Source organism: Nitrobacter sp. MLSD-S21, assembly GCF_058809865.1.
Genome location: NZ_JBXASZ010000003.1, coordinates 430,874 through 450,048 on the forward strand (window position 1 = coordinate 430,874; position 19,175 = coordinate 450,048).

Below are 19,175 nucleotides of genomic sequence, written 5' to 3' on the forward strand. Positions count from 1 at the left end.
GACCGCAGCATGCAGTACGGCATCGCCTTCACCCCCCTTGTTCCCATGATCGTGCTGTGGAGCGCCTCCGCCGCGATTGTCGTGATCACGGTGCTGCTCCTGGTCGGCCGCGCGCGCGGCGCGGCGGTACGGGTGGCGGCGCTGGCGCTGATCCTGCTCGCGCTCGCCAATCCGTCGTTCACCCGGGAGGAGCGCGAACCGCTGTCCTCGGTGGCCGCCGTCATCGTTGACAAAAGCCCGAGCCAGAATTTCGGCGACCGCACCGATCAGGCCGCGAAGACGCGCGAAGCGCTGGTCGACCGCCTCAAGCAGATCAAGGGACTTGAAGTCCGCGTCGTCGATGCAGGCCAGGCGGATGGCGAGACCGACGGCACCAAGCTGTTTTCGGCGCTTTCCTCGACCCTGTCCGATGTGCCGACCGACCGCGTCGCAGGCGCCTTCCTGATCACCGACGGGCGCGTTCACGACATTCCGGGCAACGTCTCTGCCCTGGGATTTAAGGCGCCGGTCCATGCCCTGATCACCGGCCACACGGACGAACGCGACCGCCGCGTCGCGATCGTTGCCGCGCCGCGTTTCGGTATTGTCGGACAGACCCAGACCGTCACCTATCGACTCGACGACCAGGGCGTCAGCGGCGAGCGCGCGAAAGCAGTGGTGCGCCGCGACGGCGAAGTGATCAGCGAGCGTACCGTTCTGAGCGGGGAAACCGTCAACGTCGATGTCGACATCAAACATGCCGGACAGAACATCGTCGAGATCGAAGTCTCGCCGTTGGAGAACGAACTGACGCCCGTCAACAATCGCGCCGTGGTGCCGATCGACGGCGTCCGCGACAAGCTTAGAGTGCTACTGGTATCGGGCGAGCCGCATTCGGGCGAACGCACATGGCGCAACCTTTTGAAGTCGGACCCCAGCGTCGATCTGGTTCACTTCACGATTCTGCGTCCGCCCGAGAAGCAGGACGGCACGCCCATCCACGAACTGTCGCTGATCGCTTTTCCAACGCGCGAGCTGTTTCAGGAGAAGATCAACGAATTTCAGCTCATCATCTTCGACCGCTACGCGCGCCAGGGCGTGCTGCCGACCGCCTATTTCGACAACATCGCGCGTTACGTGCGCGCGGGGGGCGCGGTGCTGGTTTCGGCCGGCCCCGACTACGCCTCGACCACCAGCATCTGGCGGACGCCGCTGGACACCGTGCTGCCCGCCGAACCGGTCGGCGTCACCGAAAAGCCGTTCCATGCCCGGCTGAGCGACGCCGGCAAGCGTCATCCTGTCACCCGGGGGCTCGAAGGCTCCGCGAGTGATCCGCCGCACTGGAGCCGATTTTTCCGCGAAGTCGACACCCGCAACGTTTCGGTGCCACCAGTTATGACCGGTGCCGACGGCCAGCCCTTGCTATTGCTGTCGCGGTATGACGAAGGCCGGGTGGCGCTGCTCTTGTCGGATCATATCTGGCTGTGGGCACGGGGCTATGAGGGCGGCGGCCCGCATCTCGATCTGCTCCGGCGGATGTCGCACTGGCTGATGAAGCAGCCCGAACTCGAGGAAGAGACGCTGCGACTTAAAGTTCACGGCAAGGATCTCATCGTGCAGCGCCAGACCATGGCCGACACCGTCAATCCGGTCACTGTGACCTCGCCCTCCGGCAAGACTCGCGAACTGTTACTGAAGGCCGCCGAACCCGGCTTGTGGGAGACGGGATTGATGGCGGACGAACTCGGATTATGGCAGGCGACCGACGGCACGCTGAAAGCTCTGGTCAATGTCGGCCCGGCCAATCCGAAGGAATTCTCGGCGGTTACGTCAACCGTGGACGAGATTAAACCGCTCGCGCAGGCCAGCGGTGGTGACGCCCGGCGGATCGCGGACGGCTCGAGCATCGACGTTCCGCGCATCGTTCCGGTGCGCGCCTCAAGCGTGTTTCGCGGCGAGGGCTGGTTGGGCGTGCGGATTCGTGACGCCAGCGTGGTCCGCGGCGTCGGCGTGCTGCCTGTGTTCTCCGGAGTGATCGGCCTGCTGTTGCTGCTGGGCGCCTTTGCCGCAACCTGGCTTCGGGAAGGACGCTGAGCTCCAATCCACTCCTGTGATCCGTTGCACAAACCACACAGTCTCGCACTGGCGACCACGTCTTTGGGCCGTCCCATTAGGTCGCCGTTGACATCCGGCCGGAACCCGGATGTTATATTGTAACGTCTGAGATACCGCGAAGGCGTGGACACGTTGCAATGAAGTGGTTCCGGTCGAACATCAAACACGGATCGCGGCTTGCGCTGTTCGCGCTTGCGATCCAGTTTGTCCTGTCGTTCGGGCATCATCACGGTGCTGCCGCCCTTGAGGCACCGACCTCGGTGCAAACCAACGCATCCGTGCCAGCCAGCGACCCGGCCGCTGCCCGAACCGGTGCGACCGTAGACCCGCAACACGCAGTTCTAACCAATTCCGCCAAAACGTTCGTCACGAGTCCGGCCGGACCGACAGGTGACGATCAGGAACGCGACCGATGCGCCGTTTGCGCCGTCATGGCGCTGGCGGGCACGATGCTGTTCACCGGGCCTCCTGTTTTGCTGTTGCCCGACGCCTGTAATTTCCTTCATCTAGTGATCGAAGCCGAGTTCAATCACCTTGAATCGCGGCCTATCGCCTTCCAACCACGCGCCCCTCCTTCGTCCTGATGTCGATCCGGCAATAGCGCGCTGCGCAACCCATTGCCGAGGAACTTCGCAAGTTTATCGACTTTGACGGCCATACGAACGCCAATGAGCGGAAGCCGGCCGTACCAGGATCCGCAGGATGTCCCTTTCTCCCAGTCGTTTTCTCACACTGGCGCGCCTCAGCGCAGTGTCGCTTCCGGCCCTTGCCGTGGTGTTCTCCGATGACGTTTCCGCCCAAACGGCCCTGCCCGGAATCGTGGTCAACGCGCCCAGTCCGATCGTGCGCCACGCACGGCCGACTCGGACGACACCCGCGCGCACGGCTCGCCGTGGCACGACCAGGGCTCCTACGCCCCGGCAACCCGAGGTAGCCCGCACCGCGCCGCCGGCAACTCCCGCCAATCTGCAGGGCACGTTGCCCATCGTGACCGATCAGTTCGCGACCGTGACCGTCGTCACCAACGAAGAGATTCGGCGCAACGGGGCCGCGACGCTGGGCGACCTGCTCAACAACAAGCCGGGCATCACCGGCTCATCCTTCGCCCCCGGCGCATCGAGCCGGCCCATCATCCGCGGCCTCGACGTCAATCGCGTCGGCATCGTGGAGAACGGTATCGGAAGCAACGGTGCGTCCGATCTCGGCGAGGACCATTTCGTGCCGATTGACCCGCTTTCGACCAATCAGGTCGAGGTCATTCGCGGCCCGGCGGCGCTGCGTTACGGTTCGACGGCCATCGGCGGAATGGTCAGCGCCAGCAACAATCGCATTCCCGAAACCACGCCATGCGCGGCACCGTTGACAACGCAAACCTACGGTTATGCCGTCAAGGCGCCGCAACTGCCGACTCCCCCTGGCTGCGTGAACGTAGAGACACGAGGAGCGGTCTCGAGCGTGAACAACGGTCGTGAAGGCGCGGTTCTGCTCGATGCCGGCGGCAACAACGTGGCGATTCACGCCGACGCCTTCGCACGGCGGACCGAGGACTATGCGATCCCCGGCGGCGTGCAGAAAAACACCGCGACCGACTCCAATGGAGCTTCAGTCGGCGGCTCGTATTTGTTCGACGGCGGATTCGTCGGAGCCGCGATCACGCAGAACAACAGCCTGTACCACATTCCAGGCCAAGAGGGCGAAGAGCTCGGCACCCGGATCAACGCGCATCAGACCAAATTCGCCGCAAAAGGCGAATATCGGCCCGATGCGGCGGCGGTCGATGCCATTCGGTTCTGGGTCGGCGCGACCGACTACAAGCACAATGAACTCGCCCTTGCCGACGCAGCTGATCCGGCCAGCGACGGCGTTCGCCAGACATTCACCAACAAGGAGCAGGAAGGCCGGATGGAAGTGCAGTTCGCTCAGACCAACCTGCGCTTCGCTGCTCTGACAACCGCGATCGGCGTCCAGGGGTCGCACCAGGAACTGACCGCGCCGAGTCCCGACGATCCGTTTAGCCCGCTCAACGGCCTGTGGGATCCGAACAGCAATGGAAGGTTCGCTGGCTATATCTTCAACGAGTTCACGTTCAGCGACACGACCAAGGCACAGGTCGCCGGTCGGATCGAACACGTGAACCTCAATGGCTCAACTCCGAGCACCATGCCCGAACTGTTCGACCTCACCGTCGATCCGGGCGTGATCGGTGCCGCAACGCCGCGGGCCCTGAACTTCACGCCAAAAAGCACCAGTGTCGGTCTGATTCAGAACCTGCCCTGGAATCTGGTGGCGAGCCTGACCGGACAATACGTCGAACGCGCGCCGAAGCCAGCGGAGCTATTCTCCCGCGGCGTGCATGATGCGACGATAACCTATGACATCGGCAATCCGAATCTCGGCATCGAGACCGCGAAGTCGATCGAGGCCGGATTACGCCGAGCGACGGGGCCGCTGCGGTTCGAACTGACCGGCTATTATACGCGGTTCAACGGCTTCATCTACCGGCGCCTGACCGGCAACACCTGCGACGAAACGGCGTGCGTGGCCGGACCGGGTCTGGAATTGAAGCAGGCCATCTACTCCCAGACCGATGCCGTTTTCCGCGGCGGCGAATTCCAGTTTCAATACGACGTTCTGCCGGTGTGGAACGGCCTCTTCGGCATCGAGGGACAGTATGACATTGTCCGCGCGACCTTCACGGACGGCTCCAACGTACCGCGAATTCCGCCGCAGCGTCTGGGAGGAGGTATCTACTACCACGGCGCCAACTGGCTGGCTCGCATCAACCTGCTCCATGCCTTCGCACAGAACGACGTGAGCGGCGTCGAGACGCCTACCCCCGGCTACAACCGGCTGCGAGCCGAGGTCAGCTATACGACCACGCTGCCCAGAAACAACTGGTGGGGCGGGCAGCCGGTGACCATCGGTCTCGCCGGCGACAATCTGCTGAACGAGCAAATTCGCAATGCCGTCGCCTTCAACAAGGACCAGGTGTTGCTGCCGGGACTGAACGTACGGATATTCGCAAACGTGAAGTATTAAGCAGGCTTTCATCATGGCCGGATTGTTCCGGCCATGATGCTTGAATTTGACTTCTGTTCATTGGCTCTGGTCCGCCCCCTCCCACGCGAACCTCCAGTCAGGCCGGATCATGCCCGAGACTCCGTCGAACGCACCAGGAGCCAGCTCGCATACCAACAGGCGGGCCCGGTCCACCGGACCTGGCATGTCGACCTGGCCTTTCGGGATCATCTTGAAACCGACGCGACCGTAATAGGATTCGTCGCCAACAAGCACGATGAGACGGTGCCCTTTCGCTTTCGCGTCGCCGAGCGCGCGCTCGAGCATCGCGCGGCCAATGCCGCGGCCACGGAACGGCGGCTCGACCGTCAGCGGACCGAGGAGCAGCGCCGGCGTGTCGCCGATGCAGACCGGCAACAATCGAACCGAGCCGACCAGCAGAGTGCCGATGTGGGCGGTCAGGGAGAGGTCCAGCAAATGATCAACATGCTCGCGCAGGCGGTAAGCGCTGAGCACGAAACGACCGGGACCGAAGGTGCGTTCGTGCAGACGCTCGATAGCCTGCGCGTCATTGGCGGTTTCGGTCAGGAGAGTGAGGGAGAGATCGGACATGAGGAAGGCGGATAGCATCTGTCACGGGCGCGGTCCATCGCCTGCCGCCGATTGCGGCCGGGCCGATCACCTGCGCCAGGTGAGTACCGGCGGCTCATGATGAAGGACTTCCGCGATTCGGAGCCGCGTGCCGACTGTGGTCTCGGCCGGCAAGGCATCGACGGCGAAAAAACCGCAATCGATGATCTCCCGATTTGGTTCGGGCTTGCGATCCTGCCGGAAGTCCCTGACGACGTAGACAGCGACATGATCGCGCCGCGAAACGTGGCTGTTGAAAAAAATACCGTGCAACGCCGGTTCGCCGTGTATTTCGATTCGCCCTTCTTCAATGAGTTCGCGTTGCAGCGCCATACGTGACGTCTCGCCGACCTCGACGCCGCCGCCGGGCAGATGCCAGCCCGCCACATAGCCATGCTTGACCAGAAAGACCCTGTTGTCGGCGTCGAGCACCACGCCGCGCACGCCGAGCGTCATGCCGCGGGCGAACCGGAAGTACAGGTGAAATAGCCGGCGTAACGCGGGCTCGCAAAAGCACCGCAGACGGTGGAAATTCATGACGCTTAGCCCCCGAATCCGCGACGCGACGACTCGCTCTTGCATGATCGCTTGCATCCTAGCGGTGCTCTTGCCAAAACTTCAGAATATTCCCGGGTACGAGATACCGGGTACGAGGTAAAGGTGAAGCAGCTTCATGACAGGGACAGAGGCTCGCCATCGCGGCGGGCAACATTCAAGATCGCAGGCGGCGGCGCGATGGCACTCCCCGCCGGCGCTTTGATCGGCAGCCCCTGATGACAACCATCACGCTCGCGCACCTGTCCGATCCGCACCTTGGACCGCTGCCTCCGCCGCGACTGCATCAGCTCATAGGCAAGCGCGCGATCGGCTATCTAAACTGGAAACGCGGCCGTCACGCCATCCATCGGCGCGATGTGCTGGACGCTGTGGTCGCCGATATCAAGGCGCAATCGCCCGATCACATCGCGGTCACCGGCGATCTCATCAATCTCGCACTTCCGGACGAGTTCACGCAGGCGCGCGCATGGCTGGGCGACGTCGGCACCCCACACGACGTCACCCTCGTGCCCGGCAATCACGATGCCTACGTTCGCCCGACGAAAAAACAGATTTCCGAATGGAAGGAATATATGCGCGGCGATAGCGTCCGCGAAGGGACGCCGCTTTCCTTTCCGTTCCTGCGACGCAGAGGGCCGCTGACGCTGATCGGCGTGTCTTCGTCGGTACCGACCGGTCCCTTCATGGCCACTGGGCGGCTGGGGTCCGACCAGCTCGATGCGCTGGACCGCGGTCTCTCACAGCTTGAGAGCGATCCGAACTTTCGCGTGCTGCTGATCCACCATCCGCTGTCTTCGAAAGATTCGTACAAACGACTGACGGATGCCGACGCACTTCTGGCTCTTCTGAAGCGGCGCGGCGTGGACCTGATCCTGCACGGCCATGATCATATCCATTCGACCATGTGGTTCGAGGGACCGCACGGCCGGATCCCCGCCATCGGTGTGCCGTCGGCATCCGCGATGCCGCACCGGCATTATCCACCTGCCGCTTACAACCTGTTTTCGATCACGCGCGATGGAAACGCCTGGCGTTGCGAGCAGCGAGTGCGCGGCTTTGCCGATCAAGCAGCGATTGAACGTCAGGAAATCAATGAATTGCAGCGGACAGAGCTAATCTAGAGTCTTTCACCGTTTCATAGAAACGGTGAAAGACTCTATCTTTATGTTTTGACGCGTTTTCTTCACGCGAACTGGCACCCACTTCGCTCGAAAACGCTATATCCGCGCTACAGTACGCAATCACCACTTGTGAAAAATGAAAAATGCGCCGAGGGCAACGAACGCAAAGCCCAGACCGTGATTCCAGCTCAACGGCTGTTTCAGATACAGCACGGAGAAGCCGGCGAACACGACAAGTGTAATTACTTCCTGAATGGTTTTGAGCTCGGCCGCCGAATAGACCGAGCTACCCCAGCGATTGGCTGGCACCGCGAGCCAGTACTCGAAAAACGCGATAGCCCAGCTGGCCAGAATGACCAGAGAAAGCGGACTTTCCTTGAATTTCAGATGCCCATACCAGGCGAAAGTCATGAAAACGTTCGAGCAGAACAGCATCAGGATCGGCAGGAGCCACGACGGAATCGCGATGGGCATGGCTGAACTTTCGGAAACGATCGTAGGAAAGCTAGCGTTTTCGAGCGAAGTGGAATCCGGTTCGCGTGAAGAAAACGCGTCAAATCAAAAAGCTGGAGTCTTTTACCGTTTCCATGAAACGGTGAAAGACTCTAGGCCTGCTTACAGCGTGAACCCACAGCAAGCGAGGTGGAACTGTGCTGCACGTATGCCCAAAGCCGTGCCGATAGAAACAAATCCTACCCCCCAGTCCGGAAGTAGGGTTCAACCGTGCCGCTGAGCTTGATGGTCAACGGATTACCGTGGCGATCCTTGGCACTGCCGGCGGCAACACGTATCCAGCCTTCGCTGACACAATACTCCTCGACGTTGGTTTTTTCGACACCCTTGAAACGGATACCGATATCGCGCGACAGAATCTCAGCATCGTAATAGGCGCTGCGCGGATCGGTCGACAAACGGTCGGGCAGCCGGTCATTCGCGGTCTGGTCGGTCAAAGCAGGGCCTCGATTTCTTCGGTTAGTTTTTTGGGTTTGGTGGTCGGAGCGTGGCGAGCGACCACCCTCCCCTGCCGGTCCACGAGAAACTTTGTGAAATTCCACTTGATTGACTCGCCCAGCAGACCCGGCTTCTCGTTCTTCAGATGCTTGAACAACGGATGCGCGTCCGCCCCGTTGACATCTATCTTTTCAAACATCGGAAAGGTCACGTCATACGTGGTAGCGCAGAACTGCTGGATGTCAGTGGACGACCCCGGTTCCTGCTTGCCGAACTGATTGCAGGGGAAGCCAAGAACGGAAAATCCGCGCGGGTTCATCGCGCGATATAGTTCCTCTAGGTCCTTGTATTGCGGCGTGAAGCCGCAGGCGCTCGCAGTGTTCACGATCAAAAGGACGCGGCCTTCGAACTGTCTCAACGCGCAGGGCTCGCCGGCCAGCGTGTTCGCGCAGAAATCAAAGACGCTGGCCATTCAACAACCTTTCGATCAAGCTACGACTGGCCGACCGTTCCGTGCCGGTCAATGCCGCGTGGAAGACCGGCTGACCTGGTCCAGGATGGCTTCGGTGAACGGAAATTCGAGGACGATTTCACCGGTGGCGTCGGTCACTTCCAGCACTGCATTGAGGATCGCCTTCTGTTCGCCGTCCGACTTGAGAATTTCGCGGATCGTCGTTCGGGCGGCACGCCAGGCTTGGTCGGGATCGCGCAAATCCTCGCCTTCCGGATCCAGAATCAGGTCGCTTCCGATGCGGGTGTTAAAAAAATATCGGGGCATGAACAATCCATAACGGGGTGGGCCTTGAGTCCGCCGTTCTCACAAGTTTTTTATCGAACGACAAGCCTGCACTGCAATAGGCTTTATTTGTCGCAAAATTGCGTCCGTCCCGTTTCAAGCTCCTAGTAATCCATACGCGGATCAATATTCCGCCTCAAACGTTAGCACCGAGTCCCGCTCTTGATCAGGCTATCTTTTCTTCGTCATGTCGACATAACCTGGCTTGCAGCGGGTTATGGGAATTTTCCTAAACGGCGCGCGTCCTCGAACAAAGAAGAACGTCATGAACCCTGTCAGTAAACTCCAGAACCACGGCCAGGCCATCTGGCTCGATTTCCTTGCGCGCGGTTTCATAAACAAGGGTGATTTGAAGCATCTTGTCGAGAACGACGGAATACGCGGGGTTACCTCCAATCCCTCAATTTTCGAGAAGGCAATCGGGAGTTCGGACGAATATGACAGCGCTATAGTCAGCCTGCTCAAAAACGGCGACCGATCGGTCGCCGATCTCTACGAGCGGCTCGCCGTAGAGGACATCCAGCACGCCGCCGATGTGTTGCGGCCGGTCTACGATCGGCTCCATGGCGCCGATGGTTTCGTCAGTCTTGAGGTTTCGCCGTATCTTGCGAACGATACCAAGGCGACGATTGCCGAAGCTAAGAGGCTGTGGAAGGCCGTCGACCGCAAAAACCTGATGATCAAGGTGCCGGCGACGCCGAATGGCTTGCCCGCGATCCGTCACCTGATTTCCGAGGGCATCAGCATCAACATCACGTTGTTGTTCTCCCAAAAGGTCTACGTCGAGGTAGCTGAGGCGTATCAGGCCGGGCTTCGAGAATATGTCCGAAATGGCGGGGATCCCGCACATGTTGCAAGCGTCGCCAGCTTCTTCGTCAGCCGAATCGATAGCGCTGCCGACAAGCAGCTCGACGAAAAGATCGCGCAAGCCAACGATCCTGCGGAGAAAGCGCGTCTTGCCGCGCTCAAGGGCCAGGTCGCGATTGCCAATGCCAAGCTCGCCTATCAGGATTACAAGCGGCTGTTTGCCGGCGAAGACTGGCAAAAGCTGGAAGCCGAAGGCGCCAGACCGCAGCGGCTGCTATGGGCTTCGACCGGGACCAAGAACAAGGACTACCGTGACGTCCTCTACGTTGAGGAGTTGATCGGTTCAGACACTGTCAATACTGTGCCGCCGGCGACCCTTGAGGCCTTCCGCGATCACGGCAAGCTGCGCGATAGCCTCGAGGAAAGTTTGGATGACGCACGGCAAGTGCTCACCGCGCTCGCGGAAGCCGGAATCTCGCTCGATGCGATCACCCGGGACCTCGTGAAAGAGGGCGTGCGGCTGTTCGCGGACGCGGCCGACAAATTGCTCGGCGCCGTCGCCCGGAAGCGGGAAAAGATTCTCGGTTCTGCCATCGACCGACAGACCTTGTCGCTGGACCCCGCCACGGCGAAATCCGTCGAAGCAGAGGCGGATGACTGGCGAGCCGCCGGCACCGTCCGCAAGCTATGGCAGCAGGATAAGTCGGTGTGGACCGGCGCGGACGAAGACAAATGGCTGGCCTGGCTGACGAGTCCTGCCGCCGAGTTTAATCGGGCAGCTGACTACGAGGACTACGCGCAGCGAGTGAAGAAGCAAAAATTCACCGACGCGGTTGTCCTCGGCATGGGCGGATCAAGCCTGGGTCCGGAGGTGCTGGCGAAGACCTTTCCGAAGGCAGCAGGTTTCCCGAAACTACATGTGCTGGACTCAACCGATCCCACCCAGATTCGTTCGCTTGAAGCCGCAATCGACGTCGACAGGACTGTCTTCATCGTGTCCAGCAAGTCCGGCGGAACGACAGAACCAAATGCACTGAAAGACTATTTTCATGCGCGGGTGGCCAAGGCCATCGGCGCCGACAAAGCCGGCCACCGCTTCATCGCGATCACCGATCCGGGGTCCTCGCTTGACGAGGAAGCGGCGAAGCTCGGCTACGCGCGCACCTTCCACGGCGATCCCGCAATCGGCGGCCGCTATTCGATCCTGTCTCCTTTCGGCCTGGTCCCGGCGGCAACAGCGGGAATCGATGTGACAGGATTGCTCGAGAATGCACTCGTCATGGTGCGATCCTGTGGCGCCCAGGTCCCACCGCATGACAATCCTGGCGTTCAGCTCGGATTAGCCATGGGTCTCGCGGGGCGCGAAGGCCGTGACAAGGTCACTATTCTGGCGTCTCCGAAAATCGCTGATTTTGGTGCATGGGCCGAGCAACTGATCGCCGAATCGACCGGCAAGGAGAGCAAGGGCCTTATTCCGATCGACGGCGAACCGCTCGCCGATGCGAACCTTTACGGTAATGACCGCTTCTTCATCGATATCCGCACGGCGGATGAAGAGGATGCCGCTCATGATGAGAAATTGCGCGCGCTCGAAAGCGCTGGACATCCGGTGGTCCGGATCGTGATGAACTCGGTCGATCAGATCGGTCAGGAATTTTTCCGGTTCGAGATGGCCGTCGCAGTCGCCGGCTCGGTTCTCGGCATCAATCCGTTCGATCAGCCTGACGTCGAAGCTGCCAAGGTCAGGACTCGCGAATTGACGTCAGCCTTCGAGAAAACGGGCAGGCTTCCCAAGGAAAAGCCGGCGATTTCCGCCGCCGGCTTCGATCTTTACACCGACGCTGAGAATGCGCGCGCGTTACGCGAGAAGGGCGGCGACGGTGAGCTATCCTCGTGGCTCAAGGCGCATCTCGCGCGCGCAGAGCCCGGCGATTATGTCGCCTTTCTGGCTTACGTCGCGCGCGATGACGAACACATCGGTGATCTACAGCGGATGCGCCTCGCCGTTCGCGACCGGAAGAAAGTCGCCACCTGTGCCGAGTTCGGCCCACGTTTCCTGCATTCGACTGGCCAGGCCTACAAAGGCGGTCCCGACAGCGGCGTTTTTCTCCAGATCACCGCCGACGACCCACGGGATTTGAAGATTCCCGGCCGGAAAACGAGCTTCAGTATTATCAAGGCTGCGCAGGCGCGCGGCGATTTCGATGTGCTCATCCGGCGGGGACGGCGAGCGCTTCGCGTGCATCTCAAGGGAGATCTTCAATCCGGCTTGTCGCGGCTCGACGAGGCGATCAGCCGAGCTCTCATGTGACCATGGCCATGACGCGTCAGGTTGTGACGTTGCGTCAGGAAACAAACGTTCGCCAGCCGCGTCAAGCTGGGATCTTGCTCCTTGCCGTCGTTCATCGCGATCCACATTCGCCAATCTTCCTGAAACACCCGAGGTGTTGGGCCATACCGTGAACCGCACGCATCATTGAACCATCGGACCGCCCGTGGAATGTCCAGACCACGAGGGGCTCCCGGAGGAGGGATCGGACCAATGCAGATAGGTATGATCGGACTGGGGCGAATGGGGGCCAACATCGTTCGCCGCCTGATGAAAAAGGGAGGTCATCAGGCCGTCGTCTATGACATCAGCGACCAGGCCGTCGCCGCGATTGCCGCGGAGGGAGCCTCAGGCGCGATTGATCTCCAAGACTTCGTCCGCAAGCTCGAAAAGCCGCGCGCCATTTGGATCATGCTGCCCGCCGGAGCGATTACGGAGTCCACCATCGCGACGATCGCCGGGCTGCTCGATAAAGATGATGTCATCATCGATGGCGGCAATACCTTCTGGCAGGACGATATCCGGCGCGCGAGAACGCTGCGCGACAAGGGCATCTACTATGTCGATGTAGGCACCAGCGGCGGAGTTTGGGGCTTGGAACGCGGGTATTGCATGATGATCGGCGGCGACAAGGCCGTGGTTGATCGTCTCGACCCGATTTTCGCGTCGCTGGCGCCCGGACGCGGCGGCATTCCGGGAACGCCGAGCCGCGACGGCCGTGATCCGCGCGTCGAGCAAGGCTACCTCCACACGGGGCCCGTTGGCTCCGGCCATTTCGTCAAGATGGTTCATAACGGAATCGAATACGGCCTGATGCAGGCCTTTGCCGAAGGCTTCGACATTCTCAAAAACGCGAACACCAATGCGCTGCCAGAGCATCATCGGTTCAAGCTTGACCTCGCAGATATTGCCGAGGTGTGGCGCCGCGGCAGTGTGATTTCATCCTGGCTGCTCGATCTCACCGCTTCTGCGTTGGCCCGCAGCGAGACTCTCGAGGCTTACTCGGGATTTGTCGCAGATTCCGGCGAGGGTCGCTGGACGGTCAACGCCGCCATTGATGAAGCCGTTCCGGCCGAAGTTCTAACGGCCGCACTGTTCGCGCGCTTTCGCTCGCGTCAGCAACATACGTTCGCAGAGAAAATCCTCTCGGCGATGCGAGAGGGATTCGGGGGGCACAAGGAGCCAGGAGAAACCGATCCATCTACAAAGGGGAGGACCGCGAGTTGATGACGGTCGCAAGCAACAAGCCGCGCAACCCGGAGCCATGCTGCTTCGTCATTTTTGGTGTCACCGGAGATCTCACCCATCGCCTGATCATTCCGGCACTCTACAATCTTGCCGAATCCGGCTTGCTGCCGGAGCAGTTTTGCCTCGTCGGTATCGTCCGCAAGCAGATGTCGGAAGACGATCTTCGGCAAAGCCTGATGGAGGGTTTGAAAAAGCATGCCACGCGGCCGGTCAAAACCGAAATTGCCGACAAGGTGCTTAATTGCCTGACGTGCGTCGAAGCCGACCCCTCCGATCCATCCTCATTCGATACGCTGAGCAAGGCCTGTGAAAGGCTTGAGACAAGAACGGGGACGTGCGGCAATCGCCTGTTCTATCTTGCCGTGCCGCCGACAGCCTTTGCACCGATCGCAGAACAACTTGGCCGCGTCGGTCTACTGCGAGAGACAAACGGCACGTGGCGTCGCCTAGTGGTCGAAAAGCCTTTCGGCACCGATCTTGCGTCTGCCAGAGCGCTCAACGCCAGGCTGCTAAAGATCGCCAACGAACATCAGATCTATCGGATTGACCACTATCTCGGCAAGGAGACCGTCCAGAACATCCTTGTTCTTCGTTTCGCCAACGGCATGTTCGAGCCGATCTGGAATCGCAACCACATCGATCATATCCAGATCACCGTCGACGAAAAGCTGTCGGTCGGACATCGCGGCAGCTTCTACGACGCTACCGGAGCACTGAGAGACATGGTGCCGAACCATCTGTTCCAGTTGCTCTCGCTGGTGACCATGGAGCCACCGAGGCGATTCGAAGCTCACGCGGTGCGTTCAGAGAAGGCGGAAGTGCTGGCCGCAATCCAGACGCAAACGCCGGAGGAGGCGCTGAGAAATTCTGTGCGCGGACAATATTACGCCGGGCAGGTCGGCGACGAGGCGGTCGTCGATTACCGCGACACCCCCGACGTCAAGCCCAACAGCACCACCGAGACCTATGCGGCGCTCAAGCTGACCATCGACAACTGGCGATGGGCCGGCGTTCCATTCTACTTGCGGACCGGCAAGGCTCTCGGCCTCAAGCGCACCGAGGTGGCCATCAAGTTCAAACAGGCGCCGTTCGCGATGTTTCGCTGCACGCCGGTGGACCAGCTGTCGCAAAACTATTTGGTCATCGGCATCGAGCCGGCCGAAGGCATCACGATGCAATTCAATACCAAAGTACCTGGCCCCACGATCTCGATCGACGGCGTCGAGATGAAATTCCGCTACAAGGATTACTTCCACGCTGCACCGAGTACCGGTTACGAAACCCTGATCTACGATTGCATGACCGGCGACAACATCCTGTTTCAGCGCGCTGACGGCGTGGAGGCCGGCTGGCAGGCGGTGCAGCCGTTCCTCGACGCCTGGAAGAAGGCCGGCGCCAACGGGCTGGTGGGCTATAAGGCGGGCAGCGAAGGCCCCCGTGAGGCCGACGAACTGCTGGCGCGGGACGGCAACCAGTGGCGCGAGCTGACATGACATCCGCTAACGCGGCGGACCGCAGGTTTCAGGTGCTCCCAGATGCGGAAGCAGTCGCTACCGAAGCAGCGGAACGAATGATCTCCCGGATTGCGGAAAATGCAACGCGGCCGGCGATTTGCCTGACCGGCGGCTCCGGCCCAAAAGCGCTCTACGCGCTGCTGGGAAGCCCGGACTATCGTTCGCGGATCGCCTGGGACCGCGTTCACTGGTTCATTGGGGACGAGCGTTTCGTGAGCGCGGACGACAAGCGCAACAATATGGCGATGGCCAGGGACCTTTTTCTGAACCGTTGCGCTCCGCCGGGAAATATCCATCCTATGCCGACGGATGCTCACGATCCGGATACGACGGCGCGGCTTTACGAGCGCGAACTCCAACTCTTTTACAACGCGCGTCGTCTCGATGCAGCCAAACCGCTTTTTGATGTCGTTTTGATGGGGCTTGGACCGGACGGTCACACCGCCTCTTTGTTTCCGGAAGATCGAGCGCTCGACGAGACCGAACGATGGGTCGTCGGCGTGGACCACGCGCACGTCGAGCCTTTTGTTCCCCGCGTCACCCTGACGCTCCCGGCGCTGGCCTCCTCACGCGAGATGCTGTTTCTCGTCAGCGGTAAAGCCAAGCAAGGCATCCTCTCGAAAGTTATGGCGGGCGCCGATCTGCCCGGTACACGCGCACATTCCAGCGGCATCACAACGTGGCTGACCGATGCCGCGGCCGCAGGATCGCCGGCATGAATGCGGGCGGAGATGCCGCCTTTTGCGCGCTGATTGTCATGGGCGTGTCGGGATCTGGTAAAAGCACCATTGCGGTTGCGCTAGGACAACGACTGGGATGGATAGTTGAGGATGCCGACCGTTTTCATGCGGAAAGCAATATTGATAAAATGCGCGCCGGCATCGCATTGAACGATGACGACAGGCGGCCGTGGTTACGCGCCATCGCCGCGGAGATCGGCCGCAGACGTGCAAACGGCACGAGCGTGATCATGGCCTGCTCCGCGCTCAAGCGCGCCTATCGCGACATTCTCGTGCAAGGTCATAGCGACACCCGCATCGTCTACCTGCGCGGCGACAGAAGCCTGATCATGAGCCGTCTCAAGGCGAGAGGCGATCATTTCATGCCGCAGGCGTTGCTCGAGAGCCAGCTCGCAACACTGGAGGAGCCTACCGAGGATGAGCGACCGATCGTTGTCGACATCGATGCGAGCGTGGACGAAATTACCGATCGAATCGTCACCATGCTCGACGCGGGCTGGATACTCTCATGAACAGCATTTCCCTCGTGATTTCGGACGTTGACGGAAGTCTGCTAACGCCCGACAAACGTCTGACGGAAGCTGCAATCCAGGCGGTGAAACGACTTGCCGAAAGAGATATCAGCTTCACGATCACCAGCAGCCGCCCTCCCTTGGGTATGCGAATGCTGATCGAGCCGCTCAATATCCAACTGCCGCTCGGCGCATTCAACGGCAGTCTGATGATCGATCCCGCCCTCAAGATGCTTCGAAGGACTGCCATTTCAGCGTCGGCCGCCCGACGAGCGATCGACGCGCTGAAAACTTCCGAAACCGACATTTGGCTGTTCACCGCGGACCGTTGGCTTATCACGCGCGACGATGGCCGCTACGTTCCGCATGAGCAGCACACAATCCGAATGGCTCCGGTTATGGTTTCCGATTTTGAGGAATTCACAGACGACGCCTCCAAGATCGTTGGCGTCAGCGCCGATCCCGAGAAGCTCGCCCGTTGCGAGATGGCGATGCAGGTGGCCCTCGCCGGCCAGGCGAAGGTTGTCCGATCGCAGAGCTATTATCTCGACATCACACCTGCCGGAGAGGACAAGGGCACATTCGTGGAGACGTTAGCGAAGCGCCTCAACATTTCAACGCGCAACATCGCGACCATCGGAGACATGCAGAACGATCTGGCCATGTTTGCCAAAAGCGGCCTGTCATTTGCCATGGGAAATGCCGAAGACAACGTGAAGGCGCAAGCCACTCGTGTCACCGATGGCAATGAAAACGACGGTTTCGCCAAGGCGATCGATCAGATCATGGCCCTCGACTAGCCGCTATGCCCTTGCCCGCTGCATCGCCGGTTTACGTGCCGCGTTGAGATTGTGGATGGTGTTGACCAGCGCAATGTGGGTCAGTGCCTGCGGAAAATTTCCCGTCATGCGACGGGCAACCGTATCATACTCCTCCGACAGCAGGCCAAGGTCGTTCGCCACCCCCGCAACCCGCTTCAGCAGCATCTCGGCCCGCTCGATATCGCCGCTCAGGACATAGGCATCGGCGAGCCAGAGCGTGCAGGCCAGAAAGGCTCCCTCGATCGGCGGCTGTTCGTCTGACACCGCGCGCGGATCGTGCCTGAGCACGAAGCCGTCCGGCATCAGATGCCTCTCCACCGCTGCGAGCGTTCCCACAACACGCGGATCAGACGCCGGCAGGAAGCCGACCGACGGAATGAGAAGCGTGCTGGCATCAAGCAGCTTCGAGCCGTAGGATACGACGAAGGTATTTTGTTCGCGATCAAAACCCTTTTCGCAGACGTCGCAATGGATCGTATCACGCAGTTCACGCCAACGCTCGACCGGCGCTTCGAAACCGAAATGCTCCACGCTCTTGACGCCGCGGTCGAACGCTACCCAGACAAGCACCTTCGACGAGACATAGTGCTTGCCAGGTCCCCTTAGTTCCCAGATACCTGAATCTGTTTCATTCCAAATACGGCCGAGATGCTCGAGTAGCTCGCATTCCAGCGCCCAGGTTGGCTCACTCAGCTTGAGGTTCGCCTCCCTCGACTGGTGAAATACGTCCATCAGTTCGCCGTAGACATCAAGCTGGAGCTGGGCATGCGCCGCATTTCCGATCCTGACCGGCCGCGCGCCCTCATAACCAGGCAGCCAGTCTGCCTCCCATTCCGTCAGGCGACGTTGTCCCAGGATGCCATACATGATCTGCATGTCGGAGGGCGAGCCTGCGACCGATCTCAGCAGCCAGTCGTGCCACTCCGACGCCTCATCGTAATAGCCGCTGTTCATCAGCGCGAGCAGCGTAAAGGTCGCGTCGCGCAGCCAGCAGAACCGGTAATCCCAGTTACGTGCACCGCCAAGCTTTTCGGGAAGCGAGGTTGTCGGAGCCGCGACAATGCCGCCAGAAGGCGCATAGATCATGGCTTTCAGGACAACCAGCGAGCGCATTGCGAGATCACGATACGGACCGTCATAGTCAAACTTTTCGCACCACTCGCTCCAGAACGCCTCCGTGTCCCGCAGCGCTTTCGCAGGATCGATCGGGGGTGGAACGGCGAAATGCGATGCGCCGTACGCCATGACAAACGGAATCGTCTGCCCGGCGCTGACCTCGAAGTCCGCGACGGTGGTCATGTTCTCGCCGTGAGTCTCAACCGGCGTGCGCAACACCAGCATGTCCGGCCCGCAAATGGCGAGCAGCGCCCTGTCCTCCGTGCGGCGGACCCATGGCGCGTTCTTACCGAAGCCGAACCGGATTACCATATCCATGTGCATCTTCACGCGGCCGCGGTCGCCCCGGACGAGGCGAACGATGTCGGACACCGTGCCGCGCGGCGGCATGAAATCAATCAAAGTGACAGCGCCGCCGGCGGTTTCAAACCGGGTTTCGAGGATAAGGCCGTCTCCGCGATATTGATGACTCGATCGCTCGATCTTTTCCGAAGGAGCGATCCGCCAATGGCCGTTACGCTCATCGCCCAGGAGGGCGGCAAAGCAGGCATCGGAATCGAAGCACGGCCAGCAAAGCCAGTCGAGTGACCCCGTCCGGTCGACGAGCGCGACGGTCTCGCCGTCGCCGATGATTCCATAGTCTTCGATGTTGCTGGGCAATTTGCGGAACTCGGCAGGTGAGCTGAAAACAAAATGACGGAACGCCAATATTATTCATCGCCGGGTAGTTGGCCATCCCGCCTGGTGAACTTTCTGGAAAAGAATGTCATGTAAATGGAGAGCGAGCGACTGGATGCGAACGCACGGGTACCCATTGTGATCCACCGCTTAGCGCAGTTGCTCGCCAAATTTTCGGCATAAGGTTCGGCTCATGCCTCGCCTTATGAAGCATCCCCAGCCGCATCATACATGTCCGGCAT

At 60.5% G+C, this 19,175-nt stretch carries 17 protein-coding genes; 10 read left to right on the plus strand and 7 right to left on the minus strand.

Annotated features, from left to right (window positions below; all coding sequences use genetic code 11):
- The first annotated feature begins 9 nt into the window (after nt 1–9).
- The 3 genes from AC1RT6_RS12020 to AC1RT6_RS12030 all read left to right on the plus strand — a co-directional run bounded on the left by AC1RT6_RS12020 (nt 10) and on the right by AC1RT6_RS12030 (nt 5,133).
- Entirely contained in the window at nt 10–2,073 is a 2,064-nt protein-coding gene (locus AC1RT6_RS12020) for a hypothetical protein (protein ID WP_079447634.1), read from the plus strand.
- 158 nt (nt 2,074–2,231) lie between these two features.
- Nucleotides 2,232–2,678 carry a DUF2946 domain-containing protein gene (locus AC1RT6_RS12025; protein ID WP_079447635.1) on the plus strand — a complete coding sequence of 149 codons (447 nt, stop codon included), beginning with the start codon at nt 2,232–2,234 and terminating at the stop codon, nt 2,676–2,678.
- A 118-nt stretch (nt 2,679–2,796) separates the two neighbouring features.
- Nucleotides 2,797–5,133 (plus strand): TonB-dependent receptor, encoded by a 2,337-nt coding sequence (locus AC1RT6_RS12030; RefSeq protein WP_079447636.1) that lies wholly within the window; start codon nt 2,797–2,799, stop codon nt 5,131–5,133.
- Nucleotides 5,134–5,190: 57 nt separating this feature from the next.
- On the opposite strand, the gene AC1RT6_RS12035 is transcribed toward AC1RT6_RS12030, so the two are convergent.
- Together AC1RT6_RS12035 and AC1RT6_RS12040 are read right to left on the minus strand one after the other, a co-directional pair.
- A complete protein-coding gene (locus AC1RT6_RS12035; RefSeq protein WP_079447713.1) occupies nt 5,191–5,724 on the minus strand; it encodes a GNAT family N-acetyltransferase in 534 nt (177 codons plus the stop codon).
- Nucleotides 5,725–5,790: 66 nt separating this feature from the next.
- Nucleotides 5,791–6,279 (minus strand): NUDIX domain-containing protein, encoded by a 489-nt coding sequence (locus tag AC1RT6_RS12040; protein WP_079447714.1) that lies wholly within the window; start codon nt 6,277–6,279, stop codon nt 5,791–5,793.
- Between the two features lie 236 nt (nt 6,280–6,515).
- On the opposite strand from AC1RT6_RS12040, the gene AC1RT6_RS12045 reads away from it, so the two are divergent.
- A complete protein-coding gene (locus AC1RT6_RS12045) occupies nt 6,516–7,421 on the plus strand; it encodes a metallophosphoesterase family protein (protein ID WP_079447637.1) in 906 nt (301 codons plus the stop codon).
- Between the two features lie 120 nt (nt 7,422–7,541).
- On the opposite strand, the gene AC1RT6_RS12050 is transcribed toward AC1RT6_RS12045, so the two are convergent.
- From AC1RT6_RS12050 to AC1RT6_RS12065, 4 genes are all read right to left on the minus strand, one after another.
- Nucleotides 7,542–7,895: a DMT family protein gene (locus AC1RT6_RS12050; RefSeq protein ID WP_079447638.1), complete on the minus strand. Its 354-nt coding sequence runs from the start codon at nt 7,893–7,895 to the stop codon at nt 7,542–7,544.
- A 218-nt stretch (nt 7,896–8,113) separates the two neighbouring features.
- Entirely contained in the window at nt 8,114–8,371 is a 258-nt protein-coding gene (locus AC1RT6_RS12055; protein WP_079447639.1) for a DUF3297 family protein, read from the minus strand.
- Nucleotides 8,368–8,844 (minus strand): glutathione peroxidase, encoded by a 477-nt coding sequence (locus AC1RT6_RS12060; protein ID WP_079447640.1) that lies wholly within the window; start codon nt 8,842–8,844, stop codon nt 8,368–8,370. The genes AC1RT6_RS12055 and AC1RT6_RS12060 overlap by 4 nt, the downstream gene beginning before the upstream one ends.
- 48 nt (nt 8,845–8,892) lie before the next feature.
- Nucleotides 8,893–9,150 carry a DUF6894 family protein gene (locus tag AC1RT6_RS12065; protein ID WP_309773281.1) on the minus strand — a complete coding sequence of 86 codons (258 nt, stop codon included), beginning with the start codon at nt 9,148–9,150 and terminating at the stop codon, nt 8,893–8,895.
- Nucleotides 9,151–9,433: 283 nt separating this feature from the next.
- Between AC1RT6_RS12065 and AC1RT6_RS12070 the strand changes: the two genes are divergently transcribed.
- The 6 genes from AC1RT6_RS12070 to AC1RT6_RS12095 all read left to right on the plus strand — a co-directional run bounded on the left by AC1RT6_RS12070 (nt 9,434) and on the right by AC1RT6_RS12095 (nt 17,118).
- A complete protein-coding gene (locus AC1RT6_RS12070; RefSeq protein WP_472790571.1) occupies nt 9,434–12,286 on the plus strand; it encodes a bifunctional transaldolase/phosoglucose isomerase in 2,853 nt (950 codons plus the stop codon).
- A 231-nt stretch (nt 12,287–12,517) separates the two neighbouring features.
- Nucleotides 12,518–13,531, plus strand: coding sequence for a phosphogluconate dehydrogenase (NAD(+)-dependent, decarboxylating) (gene gnd / locus AC1RT6_RS12075; RefSeq protein WP_079447642.1), 1,014 nt, complete (start codon nt 12,518–12,520; stop codon nt 13,529–13,531).
- Entirely contained in the window at nt 13,531–15,045 is a 1,515-nt protein-coding gene (gene zwf, locus AC1RT6_RS12080; protein WP_079447643.1) for a glucose-6-phosphate dehydrogenase, read from the plus strand. The genes gnd and zwf overlap by 1 nt, the downstream gene beginning before the upstream one ends.
- Nucleotides 15,042–15,785, plus strand: coding sequence for a 6-phosphogluconolactonase (gene pgl, locus AC1RT6_RS12085; protein ID WP_079447716.1), 744 nt, complete (start codon nt 15,042–15,044; stop codon nt 15,783–15,785). The genes zwf and pgl overlap by 4 nt, the downstream gene beginning before the upstream one ends.
- The gene (locus tag AC1RT6_RS12090) at nt 15,782–16,318 is read left to right on the plus strand and encodes a gluconokinase (RefSeq protein ID WP_079447644.1); all 537 of its coding nucleotides are present in this window, start codon (nt 15,782–15,784) and stop codon (nt 16,316–16,318) included. The genes pgl and AC1RT6_RS12090 overlap by 4 nt, the downstream gene beginning before the upstream one ends.
- Entirely contained in the window at nt 16,315–17,118 is an 804-nt protein-coding gene (locus AC1RT6_RS12095; protein ID WP_472790573.1) for a Cof-type HAD-IIB family hydrolase, read from the plus strand. The genes AC1RT6_RS12090 and AC1RT6_RS12095 overlap by 4 nt, the downstream gene beginning before the upstream one ends.
- 3 nt (nt 17,119–17,121) lie before the next feature.
- On the opposite strand, the gene AC1RT6_RS12100 is transcribed toward AC1RT6_RS12095, so the two are convergent.
- The gene (locus tag AC1RT6_RS12100; protein WP_472790575.1) at nt 17,122–18,915 is read right to left on the minus strand and encodes a glycoside hydrolase family 15 protein; all 1,794 of its coding nucleotides are present in this window, start codon (nt 18,913–18,915) and stop codon (nt 17,122–17,124) included.
- Between the last annotated feature and the right edge of the window lie 260 nt (nt 18,916–19,175).

What these genes read in the sequence shown, in the direction of transcription:
- AC1RT6_RS12020 (WP_079447634.1), top strand. Translation starts at nt 10, where the DNA reads ATGCAGTACGGCATCGCCTTCACCCCCCTTGTTCCCATGATCGTGCTG.
- AC1RT6_RS12025 (WP_079447635.1), top strand. Translation starts at nt 2,232, where the DNA reads ATGAAGTGGTTCCGGTCGAACATCAAACACGGATCGCGGCTTGCGCTG.
- AC1RT6_RS12030 (WP_079447636.1), top strand. Translation starts at nt 2,797, where the DNA reads ATGTCCCTTTCTCCCAGTCGTTTTCTCACACTGGCGCGCCTCAGCGCA.
- AC1RT6_RS12035 (WP_079447713.1), bottom strand. Translation starts at nt 5,724, where the DNA reads ATGTCCGATCTCTCCCTCACTCTCCTGACCGAAACCGCCAATGACGCG.
- AC1RT6_RS12040 (WP_079447714.1), bottom strand. Translation starts at nt 6,279, where the DNA reads ATGAATTTCCACCGTCTGCGGTGCTTTTGCGAGCCCGCGTTACGCCGG.
- AC1RT6_RS12045 (WP_079447637.1), top strand. Translation starts at nt 6,516, where the DNA reads ATGACAACCATCACGCTCGCGCACCTGTCCGATCCGCACCTTGGACCG.
- AC1RT6_RS12050 (WP_079447638.1), bottom strand. Translation starts at nt 7,895, where the DNA reads ATGCCCATCGCGATTCCGTCGTGGCTCCTGCCGATCCTGATGCTGTTC.
- AC1RT6_RS12060 (WP_079447640.1), bottom strand. Translation starts at nt 8,844, where the DNA reads ATGGCCAGCGTCTTTGATTTCTGCGCGAACACGCTGGCCGGCGAGCCC.
- AC1RT6_RS12065 (WP_309773281.1), bottom strand. Translation starts at nt 9,150, where the DNA reads ATGCCCCGATATTTTTTTAACACCCGCATCGGAAGCGACCTGATTCTG.
- AC1RT6_RS12070 (WP_472790571.1), top strand. Translation starts at nt 9,434, where the DNA reads ATGAACCCTGTCAGTAAACTCCAGAACCACGGCCAGGCCATCTGGCTC.
- gnd (WP_079447642.1), top strand. Translation starts at nt 12,518, where the DNA reads ATGCAGATAGGTATGATCGGACTGGGGCGAATGGGGGCCAACATCGTT.
- zwf (WP_079447643.1), top strand. Translation starts at nt 13,531, where the DNA reads ATGACGGTCGCAAGCAACAAGCCGCGCAACCCGGAGCCATGCTGCTTC.
- pgl (WP_079447716.1), top strand. Translation starts at nt 15,042, where the DNA reads ATGACATCCGCTAACGCGGCGGACCGCAGGTTTCAGGTGCTCCCAGAT.
- AC1RT6_RS12090 (WP_079447644.1), top strand. Translation starts at nt 15,782, where the DNA reads ATGAATGCGGGCGGAGATGCCGCCTTTTGCGCGCTGATTGTCATGGGC.
- AC1RT6_RS12095 (WP_472790573.1), top strand. Translation starts at nt 16,315, where the DNA reads ATGAACAGCATTTCCCTCGTGATTTCGGACGTTGACGGAAGTCTGCTA.